Here is a 15,688-nt window from a genome sequence, read left to right on the forward strand (position 1 = left end):
GGGGCTGGTCGCGCCCACGCGGCGGAGCCGCATATCGATGGGGTCCCGCGCCCCTGGGTGGGTACCCGGAGGGCATGGTCAGGACCTCGGCACCTGAGGATGCCTATACCGCTGAACCCTTTGTTCCTGGTCGCGGTGGGCTTTCCGCTCTGCGGGAGGCCGCTGCCGACTGCCGGGGGTGTCCCTTGCACCGGGACGCCACCCGGACCGTGTTCGGGGACGGGAACCAGGACGCCCGGGTCATGCTCGTGGGGGAGCAGCCCGGGGACCAGGAGGACCGGCAGGGGAAGCCGTTCGTCGGGCCTGCCGGGAAGCTGCTGGACCGGGCCTTGGAGGAGGCCGGCATCGATCCCGCCGAGGCCTACGTCACCAACGCCGTGAAGCACTTCAAGTTCGCGCAGGCCGAGCCCCGCAAGCGGCGGATCCACAAGGCTCCGAACCTGCGGGAGATGACCGCCTGCGGGCCCTGGCTGGCCGCGGAGCTCGCGGTCGTGGAGCCGGAGCTGGTCGTCGTGCTGGGGGCCACCGCCGGGAAGGCGCTGCTCGGGTCCTCGTTCCGGGTCACGCAGGTGCGCGGGACGGTGCTGGAGGAGGAGATCCACGGCCGTCCGGAGCGGCTGGTGCCGACCGTGCACCCCTCCTCCGTGCTGCGGTCCGACGACCGGGAGGCGGCGTACCGGGGGCTGGTGTCGGACCTGAAGGTGGCGGCCGACGCCCTGTCGTAAGGGCTACCATTCCGACATGCCCCTTACTCTCACGCTCGAACCCGCCGTCACCCCCGAGCTGCGTGACGGTCTGCTCGATCTGTGGACCGACGTCTCCAACGCCGGAGGGGCCGTCGGGTACGTGCCGCCGGTGACGCGGGAGGAGATCCGCCCCGCGCTGGTGCAGCACTTCGCGGCGATGGCGGACGGCCGGGTCAAGCTCCTCGTCGGGCACGACGAGCAGGGGCGGGTCGCGGCGACCGCCTTCCTGACCTTCAACACGCACCACCTGATGACGCACTGGCTGTGGCTGTACACCGTGATGGTGCACCCGAGGCACCAGGGCAAGGGCTGGGGGCGGGAACTGCTGCGCGCCGCCGCGGACACGGCCCGGGCGATGGACGGCATCGAGGCGATCCGGCTGACCTGCCGGGGCGGACTCGGCCTTGAGCGGTTCTACGAGGCCTGCGGCTACAAGGAGGTCGGGCGGATCCCCGGGGCGATCCGGGTGGCACCGGGGGACGACCGCGAGGACGTCATCATGCTGCTGCCCCTCGTCTGACCCCCGTGCGGGACCGGCCGCTCGGCGTGCTTCACTGGACGGTGCCCCTTTGGGTGCGTTCCGACCGTTCGAACCGGAAGAGTGGATTGAGATGCTCCGCTACACGCTGATGCGCCTCGGGATCTTCGTGGGCTGCCTCGTGGTCGTCTGGGGCGCTGTCTACTCCGGCATCGCCCCGCGCGGGCTCGGCAGCAGCAACGGGCTGTGGATCGTGGCCCTCGCCCTGATCGTCTCCGCGCCGATCAGCCTGGTCGCGCTGCGCAAGGAGCGGGACCGGGCGTCGGTCCAGGTCGCGCAGCGGGTCGACCGGATGAAGGCCAACCTGGACGCGAACCGCAGCCAGGAGGACGGGGCCGACGACGGCGCCCGGGCCCAGGGGCAGACCTCGTAAGGTCCCTCACACGCGTTCCGGCGCCCCGTTTCCGTACATGCACGGACACGGGGCGCTTTGCGTTGTATGGGTATGTGTGTGTCGTCACCTGTCAAAGCCAGGCTTTGGGGTCCTCAAAGTTCAGGTGTTAAGGTCGCTGTATGAAGTCAGCAGTCGCGCCCCATTCGCCCCTGAGCGCTCCGCTCGTGGCGCGGCTGCACGTGGATCTCTGTCGGTGCGCGTCCGCTTTCTGTCGTCCCTGACGTAACGCAACCCCCGTCGTCTCCCACGTCAGCTGCCCCTCGCGTCCCCCAACGGAGTCAGTCCGTGTCCTCACGTCTGAAGTTCTTCAAGGTGCCCTTCTGGGCCCAGATACTCGCCGGTCTCGTCCTGGGTGTGTTCCTCGGCTGGCTCGCCCGCAACCAGGATCTGTCCTGGCTGGTCACGACCCTGGAGAAGGTCGGCGACACCTTCATCGGCCTGCTGAAGCTGGCCGTCGCCCCGCTCGTCTTCTTCGCGATCCTGGTCTCGATCACCAACCTGCGGAAGGTCAACAACGCGGCCCGCCTGGCCTCGCGCACCCTCCTCTGGTTCATGATCACGTCGCTGATCGCGGTGAGCATCGGCCTGATCATCGGCCTGGTCACCAACCCGGGCGCCGGTACCGGCCTCACGCCCAAGGACGGCGGGAAGCCCGAGACCACCGGTTCCTGGATCGACTTCCTGACCGGCATCGTCCCGACCGACGTCATCACGCCGTTCACCGAGCTGAACGTGCTGCAGATCGTCTTCATGGCCGCCGTCGCCGGTATCGCCGCACTCCAGCTCGGCGAGAAGGCCCAGCCGATCCTCACCCTGAGCGAGTCCGTGCTCAGCCTGCTCCAGAAGGCGCTGTGGTGGGTCATCCGGCTCGCCCCGCTCGGCACGATCGGCCTCATCGGCCACGCCATCGCCACCTACGGCTGGGACCTGATCGGCAAGTACGCGACGTTCACCGCCGACATCTACATCGGCTGCCTCATCGTGATGTTCGGCGTCTACCCGGCGCTGCTCGCGACCGTCGCCAAGACCAACCCGGTCCAGTTCTTCAAGGGCGCCTGGCCCGCGATCCAGCTGGCGTTCGTCTCCCGCTCCTCCGTCGGCACCATGCCGCTGACGCAGAAGGTCACCGAGCGGCTCGGCGTGCCGAAGGAGTACGCCTCCTTCGCCGTGCCGTTCGGCGCGACGACCAAGATGGACGGCTGCGCCGCGATCTACCCGGCCATCGCCGCGATCTTCGTCGCCCAGATCTTCGACATCCAGCTGGGCGTCGGCGACTACCTGCTGATCGCGTTCGTCTCGGTGGTCGGCTCCGCCGCCACGGCCGGCCTCACCGGTGCGACGGTCATGCTGACCCTCACCCTGTCCACCCTCGGCCTGCCGATGGAGGGCGTGGGCCTGCTCCTCGCGATCGACCCGATCCTGGACATGATCCGCACCGCGACCAACGTCGCCGGGCAGGCGCTGATCCCGGTGCTGGTCTCCGCCCGCGAGAACCTGCTCGACCGCGACGCCTACGCCACGGCCGACGGTTCCTCCCTGGACGAGCCGGCCGACGAGCCCCGCGACAAGGCCGAGCCGGTCCCCGCGACCGCCTGACGGCCGGCCGGCATCGAGAGCTGAACGGGCCCCCTGGGCGGTCCTTCCCCGGTTCACCGGGCGAAGGCCCTCCAGGGGGCCCGTACGCTAAGCGGTATGGGTGCCGTGAAGACCAAGCGGATGCCGCGCGCGGTCCGTGAACAGCAGATGCTGGACGCCGCCGTGCAGATCTTCGGCCAACGGGGCTACATGGCCGCGTCGATGGACGAGATCGCCGAACTGGCCGGCGTGTCCAAGCCGTTGGTGTACCTGTACCTCAACTCGAAGGAAGACCTCTTCACCGCCTGCATCCGCCGGGAGGCGGGGGCCCTCGTCGAGGCGGTGCGGGCCGGGGTCCGCCGGGACCTGCCGGCCGACCGGCAACTGTGGGAAGGCCTCGGCGCCTTCTTCGCGCACACCGGCGAGAACCCCGACGCGTGGTCGGTCCTGCACCTCCAGGCAAGGACCCACGGCGAGCCGTTCGCCGCCGAGGTCACCGCGATGCGCGAGGAGATCGTCGCGTTCGTGACCCAGCTGATCCTCGCCGGGGCCCGCGAGGCCCACCGCGATCCCGACCTGCCGGAGCGCGAGGTCGCCGGGCTCGCCGAGGCCCTGGTCGGCGCCGCCGAGTCGCTCGCCGCCTGGGCCAACGCCACCCCGGGCGTCACCGCCCGGCAGGCCGCCGCCACCCTGATGAACTTCGCCTGGGCCGGGCTCGGCGACCTCATGGCGGGGCGGCCCTGGGTCCCTCCGGAGGAGCCGCCGGGCCCTCAGGTCGGATAGACCTCCCCCGTCACGTGGATCCGGTCCTCCCGGCCCCGCAGCTCGAACCGGCCGTCCCGCGCGGCGTACGTCACCGTCCCGGGCAGCAGGACCGGTGCCCTGAACTCCGCGCGCAGATGGCAGTGCTGGGGGACACCGTGTGCGGCGAGGCAGCGCGCCACGGTCCACATGCCGTGCGCGATGGCCCGGGGGAAGCCGAACAGGCGAGCCGTGAGCGGGTGCAGATGGATCGGGTTGCGGTCCCCGGAGGCGGCCCCGTAGCGGCGCCCCACGTCCCCGGCGAGCCGCCACTCGTCGACCGGCGGCAGCGGTGTGCGCGCCTCCGGCTCCCGGGGCGCCGCGGTCGGCCGGTCCGTGCGGTGCCGGGCCAGGTACGTGCTCCCGGACTCCCAGACGACGGCACCGCCGCGGCGCACCTCGGTGACGACCGTGGCCTCCGTGCCGCGCCGGTGCGGGACCACCCCCTCGACGTGCACGGAGAGTTCGTAGCTGCCGTCGGGCGGCATCCGCTCGTGCCGGGTGACGGTGATCGACGTGTGCACGAGGCCGAGCAGCGGCAGCGGGAAGTCACGGCCGCTCATCAGCCGCATGGCCAGGGGGAACCCGAGCACGTGCGGATACGTCACCGGCAGCGCGTCCTCCCCGACGGGGAATCCGCAGACCCGCTCGTACGCCGCGAGCCGCGCGAGGTCGACGCGCACGCCGGGCAGGACGAGCCGGGTGCGAGGGAACTCCGCGTCGGAACGGGGACGTCTGAAGGGGGAGAGCACAGCGCCGCGGGCCAGGAGCGGGGCGAGGGCGGGGGGCCCGGTGAGGACGAGGGCGTCGGGGCCGGTCATCACGCCCCCAGCAGGCTCTGGCCGCAGACGCGGACGACCTGGCCGTTGACCGCGCCCGAGGCCGGGTGGGCCAGCCAGGCGGTGGTCTCGGCGACATCGACCGGAAGGCCGCCCTGGGCGAGGGAGTTCATCCGGCGGCCCGCCTCACGGATGAACAGGGGGACGGCGGCCGTCATCTTCGTCTCGATGAAACCCGGTGCGACCGCGTTGACCGTCACGCCGTGCTCTTCCAGCGCGCGCGGTGCGAGGGAGCGGACCAGGCCGACGACGCCCGCCTTGCTCGCCCCGTAGTTGGTCTGACCGGCGTTGCCCGCGAGCCCCGCGATCGAGGCGGTGGCGACGATCCGCCCGCCGCGCTTCAGCGTCCCGTTCTTGAGCAGGGCGTCCGTGGTGCGCAGCACGCTCGCCAGGTTCACTTCGAGGACGGAGATCCAGCGTTCGGACGGCATGTTCACCAGGCGCCGGTCGCGGGTGATGCCCGCGTTGTGGATCAGCAGGTCCAGGCCGTCGGGCAGGGCCTCGGCGATCCGCGCGCCCGCGTCGGCGGACGTCATGTCGAGCAGCAGCGCGGTGCCGCCGAGCCGGTCGGCGACCCGCCGGGCGTCCTGCTCGGCCTGCGGCACGTCGAGGACGACGACCCGGGCACCGTCCCGCGCGAGGGTCTCGGCGACCGCCTCACCGATGCCCCGGGCGGCGCCGGTGACCAGCGCGGTGCGGCCGGTCAGGGGGCGGTCCCCGTCGGGGGGAGCGGTCTCCCGGGGTGCTCCCACCTCGATCACCTGCCCGCTGACGTAGGCCGACTTGGGCGACAGCAGGAAGCGGAGCGTGGACTCCGCGGCGGCCGCGTCCGTGAGCCGGACCAGGTTCACCGTCCTGCCCCGGCCGATCTCCTTGCCGAGGGAGCGGGTGAACCCCTCCAGGGCCTGCTGGGCCGCGGCCTGGTGGTGGTCGCCCGGGTCGAGGGGCGCGCCGAGCACCACCACGCGCCCGCTCGGAGCGACCGACCGTACGACCGGATGCAGGACGGCATGCACCTCGGCCAGGGCCTCCACGTCCCGCACCCCGGTCGCGTCCAGGACGACGGCCGCCGCCCGGCCGGAGCCGGCCGGGCCCATCCCGGTGCGGGCCAGGACCGGGGCCAGGTCGAGCCCGGACCTGCCGGCGGTGAGGTGACGAAGGCCGCCGTCGAGAGCGGGCCGCTCGGGGGACCAGCGGCTCAGCGCCGCCGGCTGGGGCAGGCCGAGCCGGCGGGTGAGGAAGCGGCCGGGCCCGGAGGCGGTGAAGCTCAGATAGCGGTCGGCCATGGTGACTCCCAGCTCGGATGACTGCCCACACTTGCTTACTCTGGAGTAAGGTTACCGTAGGTAAGGCTACGTCACGGACGAGGAGCGGGTCGAGATGAGCACCCAGAAGATGTCGGTGCGGCGCGTGGCGGTCATCGGCGGAGCGCGCATCCCCTTCGCGCGCTCCGACGGCCCCTACGCCACCGCCTCCAACCAGCAGATGCTCACCGCCGCCCTCGACGGCCTGGTCGAGCGGTACGGACTCCAGGGGCCGGGCGCGGTCGGTGAGTTCGTCGCCGGGGCCGTGCTCAAGCACGCCCGCGACTTCAACCTCGCCCGCGAGACCGTCCTCGGCTCGGGACTCCACCCGAGCACCCCCGCCTACGACATCCAGCAGGCCTGCGGCACCGGCCTCCAGGCCGTCATCGCCGCCGCCAACAAGATCGCCCTCGGCCAGACGGAATCGGCCGTGGCAGGCGGCGCCGACACGGCCAGCGACGCACCCCTGGGCGTCAACGACTCCCTGCGCCGCATCCTGCTGGAGGTCCGCCGGGCGAAGTCGCCGGGCGCCCGCCTCAAGGCGCTGACGAAGGTGCGCCCGGGTCACCTCGTCCCCGACATCCCGCGCAACGCCGAGCCGCGCACCGGCCTGTCCATGGGCGAACACGCAGCCGTCACCGCCCGCGCCTGGGGCATCCCCCGCGAGGCGCAGGACCAGCTCGCGGCCACCAGTCACCGGCGGCTGGCGGCGGCGTACGAACGCGGCTTCTTCCAGGACCTGGTGGTCCCCTTCCGCGGCCTGGCCCGCGACCAGAACCTGCGCCCCGGCTCGACCGTGGAGAAACTCGCCTCCCTGAAGCCGGTGTTCGGGCTGGACCATCCCGACCCGACGATGACGGCGGGGAACTCCACCCCCCTGACGGACGGAGCGGCCACCGTCCTGCTGGCGAGCGAGGACTGGGCCCGCGAACGCGGCCTGGAGCCGCTGGCGTACCTCACCGCGTACGAGACGGCCGCCGTCGACTTCGTGGGCGGCGACGTGGCCGGTGGCGAGGACGGACTGCTCATGGCGCCCGCGTACGCGGTCCCGCGCATGCTGGAGCGGTCCGGCCTCGGCCTGGACGACTTCGACCTCGTCGAGATCCACGAGGCGTTCGCCTCCCAGGTGCTGGCGACCCTCGCCGCCTGGGAGAAGCGGGGCCTCGGCACAGTGGACCGCGCCCGCCTCAACGTCGCCGGCTCCTCCCTCGCGACCGGTCACCCCTTCGCCGCCACCGGGGCCCGGATCGTCGCCACGCTGGCCGGGCTCCTCGCCGAACGGGACGCCCCCGCCCGCGGCCTGATCTCCGTCTGCGCGGCGGGCGGACAGGGGGTGACGGCGATCCTGGAGCGGGCCTGACCGCCGCGGGCCGCAGAACCTGAAAGGCCCTCACGTAACCCCCGAGATTGCACAGGCCTGGCTCCGGACCATCCCCGAATTCGCACAAACCCGCCACGTGAGCGCCGTACGATCCCGTTCCTACCGTCAGTAACCCCTTTCTGGGGGTTCCGCCGGTTGAGCGCCTCGGCGTGCGAGGCACGTACGTCATGCAGCAAGCAGTCCTTCGCTGCACGCCCCAGGAGCCGCCCGTGTCCACTGCGTATCCCCCCTCCGCCTTCGGCGACGCGTACGGAGGGCCGGTCCTGGTCGAACCCGAGGTGCGGCGGATGGACGGGGCGGTACGGGAGGCCTCCGTACCACCGCTGGCCCCGCCGTGGACGCACGGGTCGCTCGCCGACCTGCCCTTCGACAACGCGACCGCGCATCCGGACGCCGTGGTGCTCAGCCGCAAGGACGCCGACGGGCGCTGGAACGACGTCACGGCGACGCAGTTCGCCGACCAGGTGCGGGCCGTGGCCAAGGGCCTGGTCGCCGAGGGCCTGATGCCCGGCGACCGGGTCGCCGTGATGGCCCGCACGATCTACGAGTGGACGGTCCTGGACTTCGCCGCCTGGGCGGCCGGACTCGTCACCGTCCCCGTCTACCCCACCTCCTCCGTCTTCCAGGCCCGCTGGATCCTCCAGGACTCCGGTGCGGTCGCCCTGGTCACCGAGAGCGCCGCGCAGGCCGCCGCCCTCGGCCCCGAGCGCGAACGCCTGCCCGACCTCAAGCACCTGTGGGTCGTCGAGAAGGGCCACGTGGACCGGCTCGCGGAAGCCGGCGCGCACCTGCCCGACCAGGAGGTCGAGGTGCGGCGCGGCATGCTCGGCCCCGACACCCTCGCCACCCTCGTCTACACCTCGGGCACCACCGGCCGCCCCAAGGGCTGCGCGCTCACCCACGGCAACTTCTTCGCCGAGGTCGACAACGCCATCGAGCTGCTCTACCCCGTCTTCCGGGCCAGGACCAGCGAAGAGGCCTCGGTCCTGCTGTTCCTGCCGATGTCCCACGTCTTCGGCCGCATGGTGGCGATCGCCTGCATCCGGGCCCGCGTCCGGCTGGGCCACGCCCCCAGCATCAAGGCCGACCGGCTGCTCCCGGACCTGGCCGGCTTCCGGCCGACCTGCCTGATCGCCATCCCCTACATGCTGGAGAAGGTCTTCAACTCGGCCCGTGCCAAGGCCGAGGCGGGCGGCCGGGTCTCCTCGTTCGACCGGGCGGCGGCGGTGGCACAGCGCTACGGAGAGGCCCTGGAGGCCCAGCAGACAGGCACCGGCCCGGGCCCCTCCCGCGCCCTCAGGACCGCCCGGGCCTTCTACGACCCCCTGGTCTACCGCCGCATCCGCAACGCCATGGGCGGCAGGGTCCGCTACGCCATCTGCGGCGGCTCCCCGCTCGGCAGCCGCCTGGCAGCCTTCTACGCCGGTGCCGGCATCGAGATCTTCGAGGGCTACGGCCTGACCGAGACCACCGGCGCGAGCACCGTCACGCCGCCCCTCAAGCCCCGGCTGGGCACCGTCGGCTGGCCGCTGCCCGGCACCCGCGTCCGTATCGCCGCGGACGGCGAGATCCTCGTCGGAGGCGACCACGTGCTGCGCGGCTACTGGGACCCGCAGGCCGGGGGCGTCGTCCCCGCCGCCCCCGACGGCTGGCTCGCCACCGGCGACCTCGGCGAACTGGACGACGAGGGCTACCTGACCATCACCGGCCGCAAGAAGGAGATGCTCATCACCGCGGGCGGCAAGTCCGTCGCCCCGGCCCCGCTGGAGAACTGGCTGCGCTCACACCCGCTGATCTCCCAGTGCCTCGTCCTGGGCGACGGCCGCCCCTTCGTCTCGGCGCTGATCACCCTCGACCCGGACGGCATCACGCACTGGCGCCAGATGAACGGCAAGCACCCCGTCCCCGCCGCTCTCCTGGTCGACGACGAGGAACTGCGCGCCGTCCTCCAGCGCGCCGTCGACGAGGCCAACAAGATGGTCTCCCGCCCGGAGTCCATCCGCCGCTTCGCCATCCTCCCCGAGGACTTCACCGAGGAGGCGGGCCACCTGACCCCGTCGATGAAGCTCCGCCGGGAGGCCGTGCTGCGCGCGTTCGCGACGGAAGTGGAGAGCCTGTACACGCGGTGAGGCACCTTTGCGATCTCTTCACACGTGCTTATTGACGACGCACGGCGTCTGCCCGTTGGCTTTCGACCACCTCGTCACGATGCTCCCCCCCCATCGGAAGGCACCACCAGTGATAGCGCGCAACACCCGTCAGGCCGCCGTGCGGCACGTCTCCATGGCCCTGGCGGTCTCCGTATCGGCCCTGTCTCTCGCCGCCTGCGGCGACGGCGGGAGTGACGACACCGCCGTGAAGAAGGGCAACGACATCACGGTGGGCCTGCTGCTGCCCGACCGGGACACGGCACGCTTCGAGAAGTTCGACTACCCGCTGATCAAGCAGGAGGTCGCGTCCCTCACGGAGAACCAGGGCAAGGTCCGCTACGCCAACGCCGAGGCCAGCGTCACCAGACAGAGTGAGCAGTTCCAGAAGATGATCGCCGACAAGGTGGACGTCATCCTCGTCGACGCACTGAACTCCAAGACCATCGCCACGGACGTGCAGAAGGCCAAGGACGCCGGCATCCCCGTCATCGCCTACGACCGACTCGCCGAGGGCCCGATCGACGCCTACGTCTCCCACGACAACGAACTCGTCGGACAGGTGCAGGGCCGCGCCATCGTCGGAGAACTCGGCGACAAGGCAGCGAAGAGCAAGGTCGTGATGATGAACGGCGACCCCGGCGACCCCAACACCGCCCGGTTCAAGGACGGAGCGCTGAGCGAGCTCCAGGGGCAGGTGAACATCGTCAAGCAGTACGACACCAAGGAGTGGAAGCCCGCGATCGCCAAGGAGCACATGAAGGAGGCGATCCAGGCGGTCGGGCTGAACAACATCGCCGCCGTCTACTCGGCCAACGACGGCATGGCGGGCGCCGTCATCGAGGCGCTTCAGGAGGCCGGGGCCACGAAGATGCCACCGGTGACCGGGCAGGACGCCAACCTCGACGCGGTGCAGCGGGTCGTGTCCGGCGAGCAGTACATGACCGTGTACAAGTCCTTCCTGCTGGAGGCGACCAACGCCGCGAAGATCGCGGTGGCCAAGGTGCAGGGCCGCTCGATCGAGTTCGCCGCGCTGGCCCGGGAGACCGTCGACAGCCCCGCGCAGAAGAACATCCCGGCGATGCTCGTGCCGGTGGTCGCCCTCACCAAGGACAACATCAAGGAGACGGTGATCACGGACGGCGTGTACTCCGTGAAGGACATCTGCACCTCCAAGTACCGGGCGGACTGCGCGGCCATCGGCCTCGAATGACGGCGGACGCGCCGGGGGCGGGCCGGGTGGGGCGTCGGGCCCGGGGCGCGGGGTGGGGGCCGCACGGGTCTTGACTTCGCAAGGCCCCCGCGCGACATTCCCCACCCTTACGCGTTCTCGTCGGGCTGGAGCGGCCATGACCACTCGCACGCACACCGCAGCACCTGCCGAAGGCCCGTCCCGAAGACGACTGCTGGCCGGCGCCGCCGGCGCCGGTCTCGCGGTCGCCACGGGCGTACAACAGGGCGCCCGGGCAGCCGACTTACCCCCGCTCGGCACGTACGACGTCGTCGTCGTCGGCTCCGGCGCCGCGGGCATGACCGCCGCGCTGACCGCCGCGCGCCAGGGCCTGAGCTGTGTGGTCGTGGAGAAGGCGCCGACCTTCGGCGGTTCGGCCGCCCGCTCCGGCGCCGGGATCTGGATCCCCAACAACTCCGTCATCCTCGCGGCCGGTGTCCCGGACACCCCCGCGAAGGCCGCCGCCTACCTCGCCGCCGTCGTCGGCCCGGAGGTCCCCGCCGACCGGCAGCGTGCCTTCCTCGCCCACGGCCCGGCGACGATCTCCTTCGTCATGGCGAACAGCCCGCTGCGGTTCCGCTGGATGGAGGGCTACAGCGACTACTACCCCGAGCTGCCCGGCGGTCTGCCGAACGGCCGCTCCATCGAGCCCGACCAGCTCGACGGCAACCTCCTGGGGCCCGAGCTGGCGCACCTGAACCCGCCGTACATGGACGTCCCCGCCGGCATGGTCGTCTTCAGCGCCGACTACAAGTGGGTCGCCCTGGCCGCCGTGAACGCCCGGGGCGCGGCCGTCGCCGCCCAGTGCCTCGCCCGCGGCACGAAGGCGGCGACGCTCGGCCAGAAGCCCCTGACGATGGGCCAGGCGCTGGCGGCGGGCCTGCGCGCGGGCCTGCGCTCGGCCGGGGTCCCCGTCTGGCTGAACACACCCCTGACGGACCTGCACGTCGAGAACGGCGCGGTCACGGGAGCCGTCGTCACCCGCGACGGCGCTCCCGGCCTGGTCCGCGCCCGCCGGGGCGTGATCGTCGGCTCCGGCGGCTTCGAGCACAACGCCGCGATGCGGGAACGCTTCCAGCGGCAGCCCATCGGCACGGAGTGGACCGTCGGGGCGAAGGAGAACACCGGCGACGGCATCCGGGCGGGGGAGCGGCTGGGCGCGGCGCTCGACCTCATGGAGGACGCGTGGTGGGGCCCGGCCATCCCGATCCCCGGCCGGCCCTACTTCTGCCTCGCCGAACGCACCCTGCCCGGCGGGCTGCTGGTCAACGGCTCGGGCCGGCGCTTCGTCAACGAGGCCGCGCCCTACAGCGACGTCGTGCACACCATGTACGACGTCCACGACACCGACCCGGCCATCCCGTGCTGGCTGATCACCGACCAGAACTACCGCAACCGGTACCTCTTCAAGGACGTCCTGCCGACGCTGCCCTTCCCCGACTCCTGGTACGAGTCCGGGGCGGCGCACAAGGAGTGGACCCTGGACGCCCTGGCGGCCTCCATCGGCGTCCCGCCGACGGCCCTGCGCACCAGCGTGAACCGCTTCAACGCCCAGGCACGCCAGGGCGAGGACCCCGACTTCCACCGGGGCGACAGCGCCTACGACCACTACTACACCGACCCGTCCGTTCTCCCGAACTCCTGCCTGGCACCCCTGTGGCTCCCTCCGTATCACGCCTTCCGCATCGTCCCCGGCGACCTCGGCACCAAGGGCGGCCTCCGCATGGACGCCCGGGCCCGGGTCCTGCGCGAGGACGGCTCGGTCATCCCCGGCCTCTACGCGGCGGGAAACGCCAGCGCGGCGGTGATGGGCCACAGTTACGCGGGCGCGGGCTCGACGATCGGCCCGGCGATGACCTTCGGGTACATCGCGGCGCGGGACATCGCGGGGGCGCTCCAGCGGTCGTAGGCGTCCGGAGGGACCGGCCGGGCGTGAGCCGGCCGCGGTGCGCCTGGGGGCATCCGCGGCCGGTCGCGGGGCCACCCGGGGCGTCGCGCGTGGGGCTGCGGCGATGCCCCGGGCGGTTCAGTCCCCCGGCTTGCGGGCCACGAGGCTCGCCTGGGCGACCGGCTCGCCCCGTGCCTCGTCGGGCTCCCGCACGGTCGTGGCGCGGACGGCGAAGCCGGCGCCGCGCAGCAGGGCGGCGATGCGCTCCGGGCGGCCGCGGCGGAAGGTCAGGGACACGTCGTGTCCGAAGGCCTCCTCGTAACGGCGGGGCTCGTCCCCGTACTGGAAGCCGAGGAGCAGGTGCCCGCCGGGGCGCAGCACGCGGTGGAAACCGGCGAAGAGCGCGGGCAGGTGCTCCTCAGGGGTGTGGATGATCGAGTACCAGGACACGACGCCGTCGAGCGAGGAGTCCGGCAGGTCGAGCTCCAGCATGGAACCCCGCACGAACCGCAGGCCCGGGTTCTCGCGGCGGGCGATCGCGAGCATCGACTCCGACAGGTCCAGCCCGAACACGGACAGCCCCTGCGACGCCAGGTACCCCGTCACCCGCCCGGGCCCGCACCCCAGGTCGGCGACCTCGCCCCCCGCACCCACGAGCCCCGCGAAACCGTGGAGCACGCCCCGGTCCAGGGGCGTCCCCGGACGCAGTGCGCTGAAGGCGGCGGCGTACTCCTCGGCCACGGTGTCGTAGAACACGCGGGTCTCGGTCACGAAGTCAGGGGTGTCGGCCATGGCCGTAGACCCTAGGTGCGCTGTCCCGGGTGGCGTGGTCAGGGGCGGCCCCGACGGGCGCCGATCCCCACACCCGCTCCGATCGCCGTGCCGAAACCGAGGCCCAGGGCCAGGCCCAGGGCGAGGTCGTCGAAGACGGTCATGCCCAGCACGATCCCTATGGCCGTGCCGAGGGACAGGCCGACCGAGAGGCCTGTGGCCATGGCCGTGTCGGCGGGCGTGCCGCCGGCCTCCCCGCTGTTCTCCTGATCTTTCCGCATGCGCCCATCGTCCCACGGCAGGAATTCGCCGGGAATTCACCGGCCGGCCGGGCCCGGAAAGGGCAGGAGCCCCGTCGCCTTGCGGCGCGGGGCTCCTTGGGTACTACGAATCAGACCGGCGTGACGTTCTCAGCCTGCGGGCCCTTCGGACCCTGCGTGACGTCGAAAGACACCTGCTGGTTCTCCTCGAGGGACCGGAATCCGGTCGCATTGATCGCGGAGTAGTGGACGAAGACGTCGGGGCCGCCGCCCTCCTGGGCGATGAAACCAAAGCCCTTTTCGGCGTTGAACCACTTAACGGTTCCGGTAGCCATAAGCCCTCCTTGGGCCCAAAAGGGTTGCCCTGCTCCAGAACCAGCAAGTGTGAAGATGAATTCCGCACAAGTGCATATGTCTGTGAATGACGAGAGCCCGCGGTCACATGCTCCGCAGGCTCTGTACTGCAAGGGAAACCAAACTGCAACTTGCGACGAGCCTAGCACGCAGCCCCCGGAATGCAATAGGGGTCAAGATCACGTCACCCGAATGTTTGAACAACCCCCGGCCGACTGGCGGAGGGGGGCACCCGCAGGGGGGCCGCACCCCGGTGGCGGGGTCGCGCGCCGGTCCGTACGCCGTGAGGGCTAGCCTCACGATGTGGACAATCCTCGCACCCGGCCGCGCGTCGGCCACATCCAGTTCCTGAACTGCCTGCCCCTGTACTGGGGGCTCGCGAGAACGGGCACGCTCCTCGACTTCGAGCTCTCCAAGGACACCCCGGAGAAGCTCAGCGAGAAGCTGGTGCAGGGCGAACTCGACATCGGTCCGATCACCCTCGTCGAGTTCCTCCGGCACGCCGACGACCTGGTCGCCTTCCCCGACATCGCCGTCGGCTGCGACGGCCCGGTCATGTCCTGCGTGATCGTGTCGCAGGTCCCCCTGGACCGGCTGGACGGCGCCCGCGTCGCCCTCGGGTCGACCTCCCGCACCTCCGTCCGCCTCGCCCAGCTGCTCCTCGCCGAGCGCTACGGCGTCCAGCCGGACTACTACACCTGCCCGCCCGACCTCAGCCTGATGATGCAGGAGGCCGACGCCGCCGTCCTCATCGGCGACGCGGCGCTGCGCGCGAACATGCTCGACGGGCCGCGTTTCGGCCTGGCCGTGCACGACCTGGGCGCGCTGTGGAAGGAGTGGACGGGCCTGCCGTTCGTCTTCGCGGTCTGGGCGGCCCGCCGCGACTACCTGGAACGCGAGCCGGTGATCACCCGCCGGGTGCACGCGGCCTTCCTGGACTCCCGCAACCTCTCCCTGGAGGAGGTCGGCAAGGTCGCCGAGCAGGCCGCCCGCTGGGAGGCCTTCGACGAAGAGACCCTCGCCCGCTACTTCACGACCCTCGACTTCCGCTTCGGGGACCCGCAGCTCGCGGCGGTCGCCGAGTTCGCCCGGCGGGTCGGCCCGACGACCGGCTTCCCGGCGGACGTGAAGGTGGACCTGCTCCAGCCGTGAGCCGGGCGGCGCTCCCGCACTACTCTGCTGGGGGAGTGCAGGCGTACCGGGACCGGAGCCGTCCCCGCCTGCCCACGGGGGAGGGGTGACGCCCATGCGGCCGCTCGACGTCGACGAACCCACCGTCGTGGGGCCCTACCGGCTGCTCGGCCGGCTGGGCTCCGGCGGCATGGGCCGGGTCTACCTGGGCCGCAGCGCCGGTGGCCGTACGGTCGCCGTGAAGATCGTGCATCCGCACTTCGCCCTGGACGAGGAGTTCCGGGCACTCCCCCAAGCTCTCGGCTTCGCTCGAGCAGGGGGGACCCCC

15 protein-coding genes and 2 pseudogenes are annotated in these 15,688 nt (G+C 71.9%); 12 read left to right on the top strand and 5 right to left on the bottom strand.

What is annotated here, in order from left to right:
• The first annotated feature begins 74 nt into the window (after positions 1-74).
• The 6 genes and pseudogenes from GTY56_RS07025 to GTY56_RS07045 all read left to right on the top strand — a co-directional run bounded on the left by GTY56_RS07025 (position 75) and on the right by GTY56_RS07045 (position 4,036).
• Positions 75-725 (top strand): UdgX family uracil-DNA binding protein, encoded by a 651-nt coding sequence (locus tag GTY56_RS07025; protein ID WP_161363583.1) that lies wholly within the window; start codon positions 75-77, stop codon positions 723-725.
• A gap of 16 nt (positions 726-741) precedes the next feature.
• Positions 742-1,266, top strand: coding sequence for a GNAT family N-acetyltransferase (locus tag GTY56_RS07030; protein WP_161363585.1), 525 nt, complete (start codon positions 742-744; stop codon positions 1,264-1,266).
• 91 nt (positions 1,267-1,357) lie between these two features.
• Positions 1,358-1,657: a DUF4229 domain-containing protein gene (locus tag GTY56_RS07035; RefSeq protein ID WP_161363587.1), complete on the top strand. Its 300-nt coding sequence runs from the start codon at positions 1,358-1,360 to the stop codon at positions 1,655-1,657.
• A gap of 182 nt (positions 1,658-1,839) precedes the next feature.
• Positions 1,840-1,899: pseudogene (locus GTY56_RS41540) on the top strand (putative leader peptide); the annotation flags it as partial.
• A gap of 64 nt (positions 1,900-1,963) precedes the next feature.
• Positions 1,964-3,274: a cation:dicarboxylate symporter family transporter gene (locus GTY56_RS07040; RefSeq protein WP_161363590.1), complete on the top strand. Its 1,311-nt coding sequence runs from the start codon at positions 1,964-1,966 to the stop codon at positions 3,272-3,274.
• A gap of 96 nt (positions 3,275-3,370) precedes the next feature.
• Entirely contained in the window at positions 3,371-4,036 is a 666-nt protein-coding gene (locus tag GTY56_RS07045; protein WP_161363592.1) for a TetR/AcrR family transcriptional regulator, read from the top strand.
• Here the strand turns inward: GTY56_RS07045 and GTY56_RS07050 are convergent.
• Both GTY56_RS07050 and GTY56_RS07055 read right to left on the bottom strand, forming a co-directional pair.
• The gene (locus tag GTY56_RS07050) at positions 4,024-4,875 is read right to left on the bottom strand and encodes a MaoC/PaaZ C-terminal domain-containing protein (protein WP_161363594.1); all 852 of its coding nucleotides are present in this window, start codon (positions 4,873-4,875) and stop codon (positions 4,024-4,026) included. The two genes, GTY56_RS07045 and GTY56_RS07050, sit on opposite strands and share 13 nt — an antisense overlap.
• The gene (locus tag GTY56_RS07055; RefSeq protein ID WP_161363596.1) at positions 4,875-6,179 is read right to left on the bottom strand and encodes a 3-oxoacyl-ACP reductase; all 1,305 of its coding nucleotides are present in this window, start codon (positions 6,177-6,179) and stop codon (positions 4,875-4,877) included. The genes GTY56_RS07050 and GTY56_RS07055 overlap by 1 nt, the downstream gene beginning before the upstream one ends.
• 94 nt (positions 6,180-6,273) lie before the next feature.
• Between GTY56_RS07055 and GTY56_RS07060 the strand changes: the two genes are divergently transcribed.
• The 4 genes from GTY56_RS07060 to kstD all read left to right on the top strand — a co-directional run bounded on the left by GTY56_RS07060 (position 6,274) and on the right by kstD (position 12,865).
• Complete coding sequence (locus GTY56_RS07060) at positions 6,274-7,557, top strand: acetyl-CoA C-acetyltransferase (RefSeq protein WP_161363599.1); 1,284 nt, start codon at positions 6,274-6,276, stop codon at positions 7,555-7,557.
• A gap of 230 nt (positions 7,558-7,787) precedes the next feature.
• Positions 7,788-9,707, top strand: a complete 1,920-nt coding sequence (locus GTY56_RS07065; RefSeq protein ID WP_346345433.1) for an AMP-dependent synthetase/ligase — start codon at positions 7,788-7,790, stop codon at positions 9,705-9,707.
• Positions 9,708-9,861: 154 nt separating this feature from the next.
• The gene (locus tag GTY56_RS07070) at positions 9,862-10,938 is read left to right on the top strand and encodes a sugar ABC transporter substrate-binding protein (protein WP_161363609.1); all 1,077 of its coding nucleotides are present in this window, start codon (positions 9,862-9,864) and stop codon (positions 10,936-10,938) included.
• 136 nt (positions 10,939-11,074) lie between these two features.
• Positions 11,075-12,865, top strand: a complete 1,791-nt coding sequence (gene kstD / locus GTY56_RS07075) for a 3-oxosteroid 1-dehydrogenase (protein WP_161363603.1) — start codon at positions 11,075-11,077, stop codon at positions 12,863-12,865.
• 117 nt (positions 12,866-12,982) lie between these two features.
• On the opposite strand, the gene GTY56_RS07080 is transcribed toward kstD, so the two are convergent.
• The 3 genes from GTY56_RS07080 to GTY56_RS07090 form a co-directional block, all read right to left on the bottom strand.
• Positions 12,983-13,636, bottom strand: coding sequence for a class I SAM-dependent methyltransferase (locus GTY56_RS07080; protein WP_161363605.1), 654 nt, complete (start codon positions 13,634-13,636; stop codon positions 12,983-12,985).
• 38 nt (positions 13,637-13,674) lie between these two features.
• Positions 13,675-13,896, bottom strand: coding sequence for a hypothetical protein (locus GTY56_RS07085; RefSeq protein ID WP_202509831.1), 222 nt, complete (start codon positions 13,894-13,896; stop codon positions 13,675-13,677).
• A 110-nt stretch (positions 13,897-14,006) separates the two neighbouring features.
• Entirely contained in the window at positions 14,007-14,210 is a 204-nt protein-coding gene (locus GTY56_RS07090; protein ID WP_004984723.1) for a cold-shock protein, read from the bottom strand.
• Between the two features lie 322 nt (positions 14,211-14,532).
• Between GTY56_RS07090 and GTY56_RS07095 the strand changes: the two genes are divergently transcribed.
• A complete protein-coding gene (locus tag GTY56_RS07095; RefSeq protein ID WP_161363607.1) occupies positions 14,533-15,381 on the top strand; it encodes an MqnA/MqnD/SBP family protein in 849 nt (282 codons plus the stop codon).
• A 94-nt stretch (positions 15,382-15,475) separates the two neighbouring features.
• Positions 15,476-15,688 (top strand): annotated as a pseudogene (locus tag GTY56_RS07100) (hypothetical protein); the annotation flags it as partial.

It is taken from the genome of Streptomyces sp. SID5643, from assembly GCF_009872555.1.
GTDB classification, from domain to species: Bacteria; Actinomycetota; Actinomycetes; order Streptomycetales; family Streptomycetaceae; genus Streptomyces; species Streptomyces iakyrus.

What these genes read in the sequence shown, in the direction of transcription:
- GTY56_RS07045 (WP_161363592.1), top strand. Translation starts at nt 3,371, where the DNA reads ATGGGTGCCGTGAAGACCAAGCGGATGCCGCGCGCGGTCCGTGAACAG.
- GTY56_RS07070 (WP_161363609.1), top strand. Translation starts at nt 9,862, where the DNA reads ATGGCCCTGGCGGTCTCCGTATCGGCCCTGTCTCTCGCCGCCTGCGGC.
- kstD (WP_161363603.1), top strand. Translation starts at nt 11,075, where the DNA reads ATGACCACTCGCACGCACACCGCAGCACCTGCCGAAGGCCCGTCCCGA.
- GTY56_RS07060 (WP_161363599.1), top strand. Translation starts at nt 6,274, where the DNA reads ATGAGCACCCAGAAGATGTCGGTGCGGCGCGTGGCGGTCATCGGCGGA.
- GTY56_RS07030 (WP_161363585.1), top strand. Translation starts at nt 742, where the DNA reads ATGCCCCTTACTCTCACGCTCGAACCCGCCGTCACCCCCGAGCTGCGT.
- GTY56_RS07080 (WP_161363605.1), bottom strand. Translation starts at nt 13,636, where the DNA reads ATGGCCGACACCCCTGACTTCGTGACCGAGACCCGCGTGTTCTACGAC.
- GTY56_RS07025 (WP_161363583.1), top strand. Translation starts at nt 75, where the DNA reads ATGGTCAGGACCTCGGCACCTGAGGATGCCTATACCGCTGAACCCTTT.
- GTY56_RS07090 (WP_004984723.1), bottom strand. Translation starts at nt 14,210, where the DNA reads ATGGCTACCGGAACCGTTAAGTGGTTCAACGCCGAAAAGGGCTTTGGT.
- GTY56_RS07050 (WP_161363594.1), bottom strand. Translation starts at nt 4,875, where the DNA reads ATGACCGGCCCCGACGCCCTCGTCCTCACCGGGCCCCCCGCCCTCGCC.
- GTY56_RS07055 (WP_161363596.1), bottom strand. Translation starts at nt 6,179, where the DNA reads ATGGCCGACCGCTATCTGAGCTTCACCGCCTCCGGGCCCGGCCGCTTC.
- GTY56_RS07085 (WP_202509831.1), bottom strand. Translation starts at nt 13,896, where the DNA reads ATGCGGAAAGATCAGGAGAACAGCGGGGAGGCCGGCGGCACGCCCGCC.
- GTY56_RS07035 (WP_161363587.1), top strand. Translation starts at nt 1,358, where the DNA reads ATGCTCCGCTACACGCTGATGCGCCTCGGGATCTTCGTGGGCTGCCTC.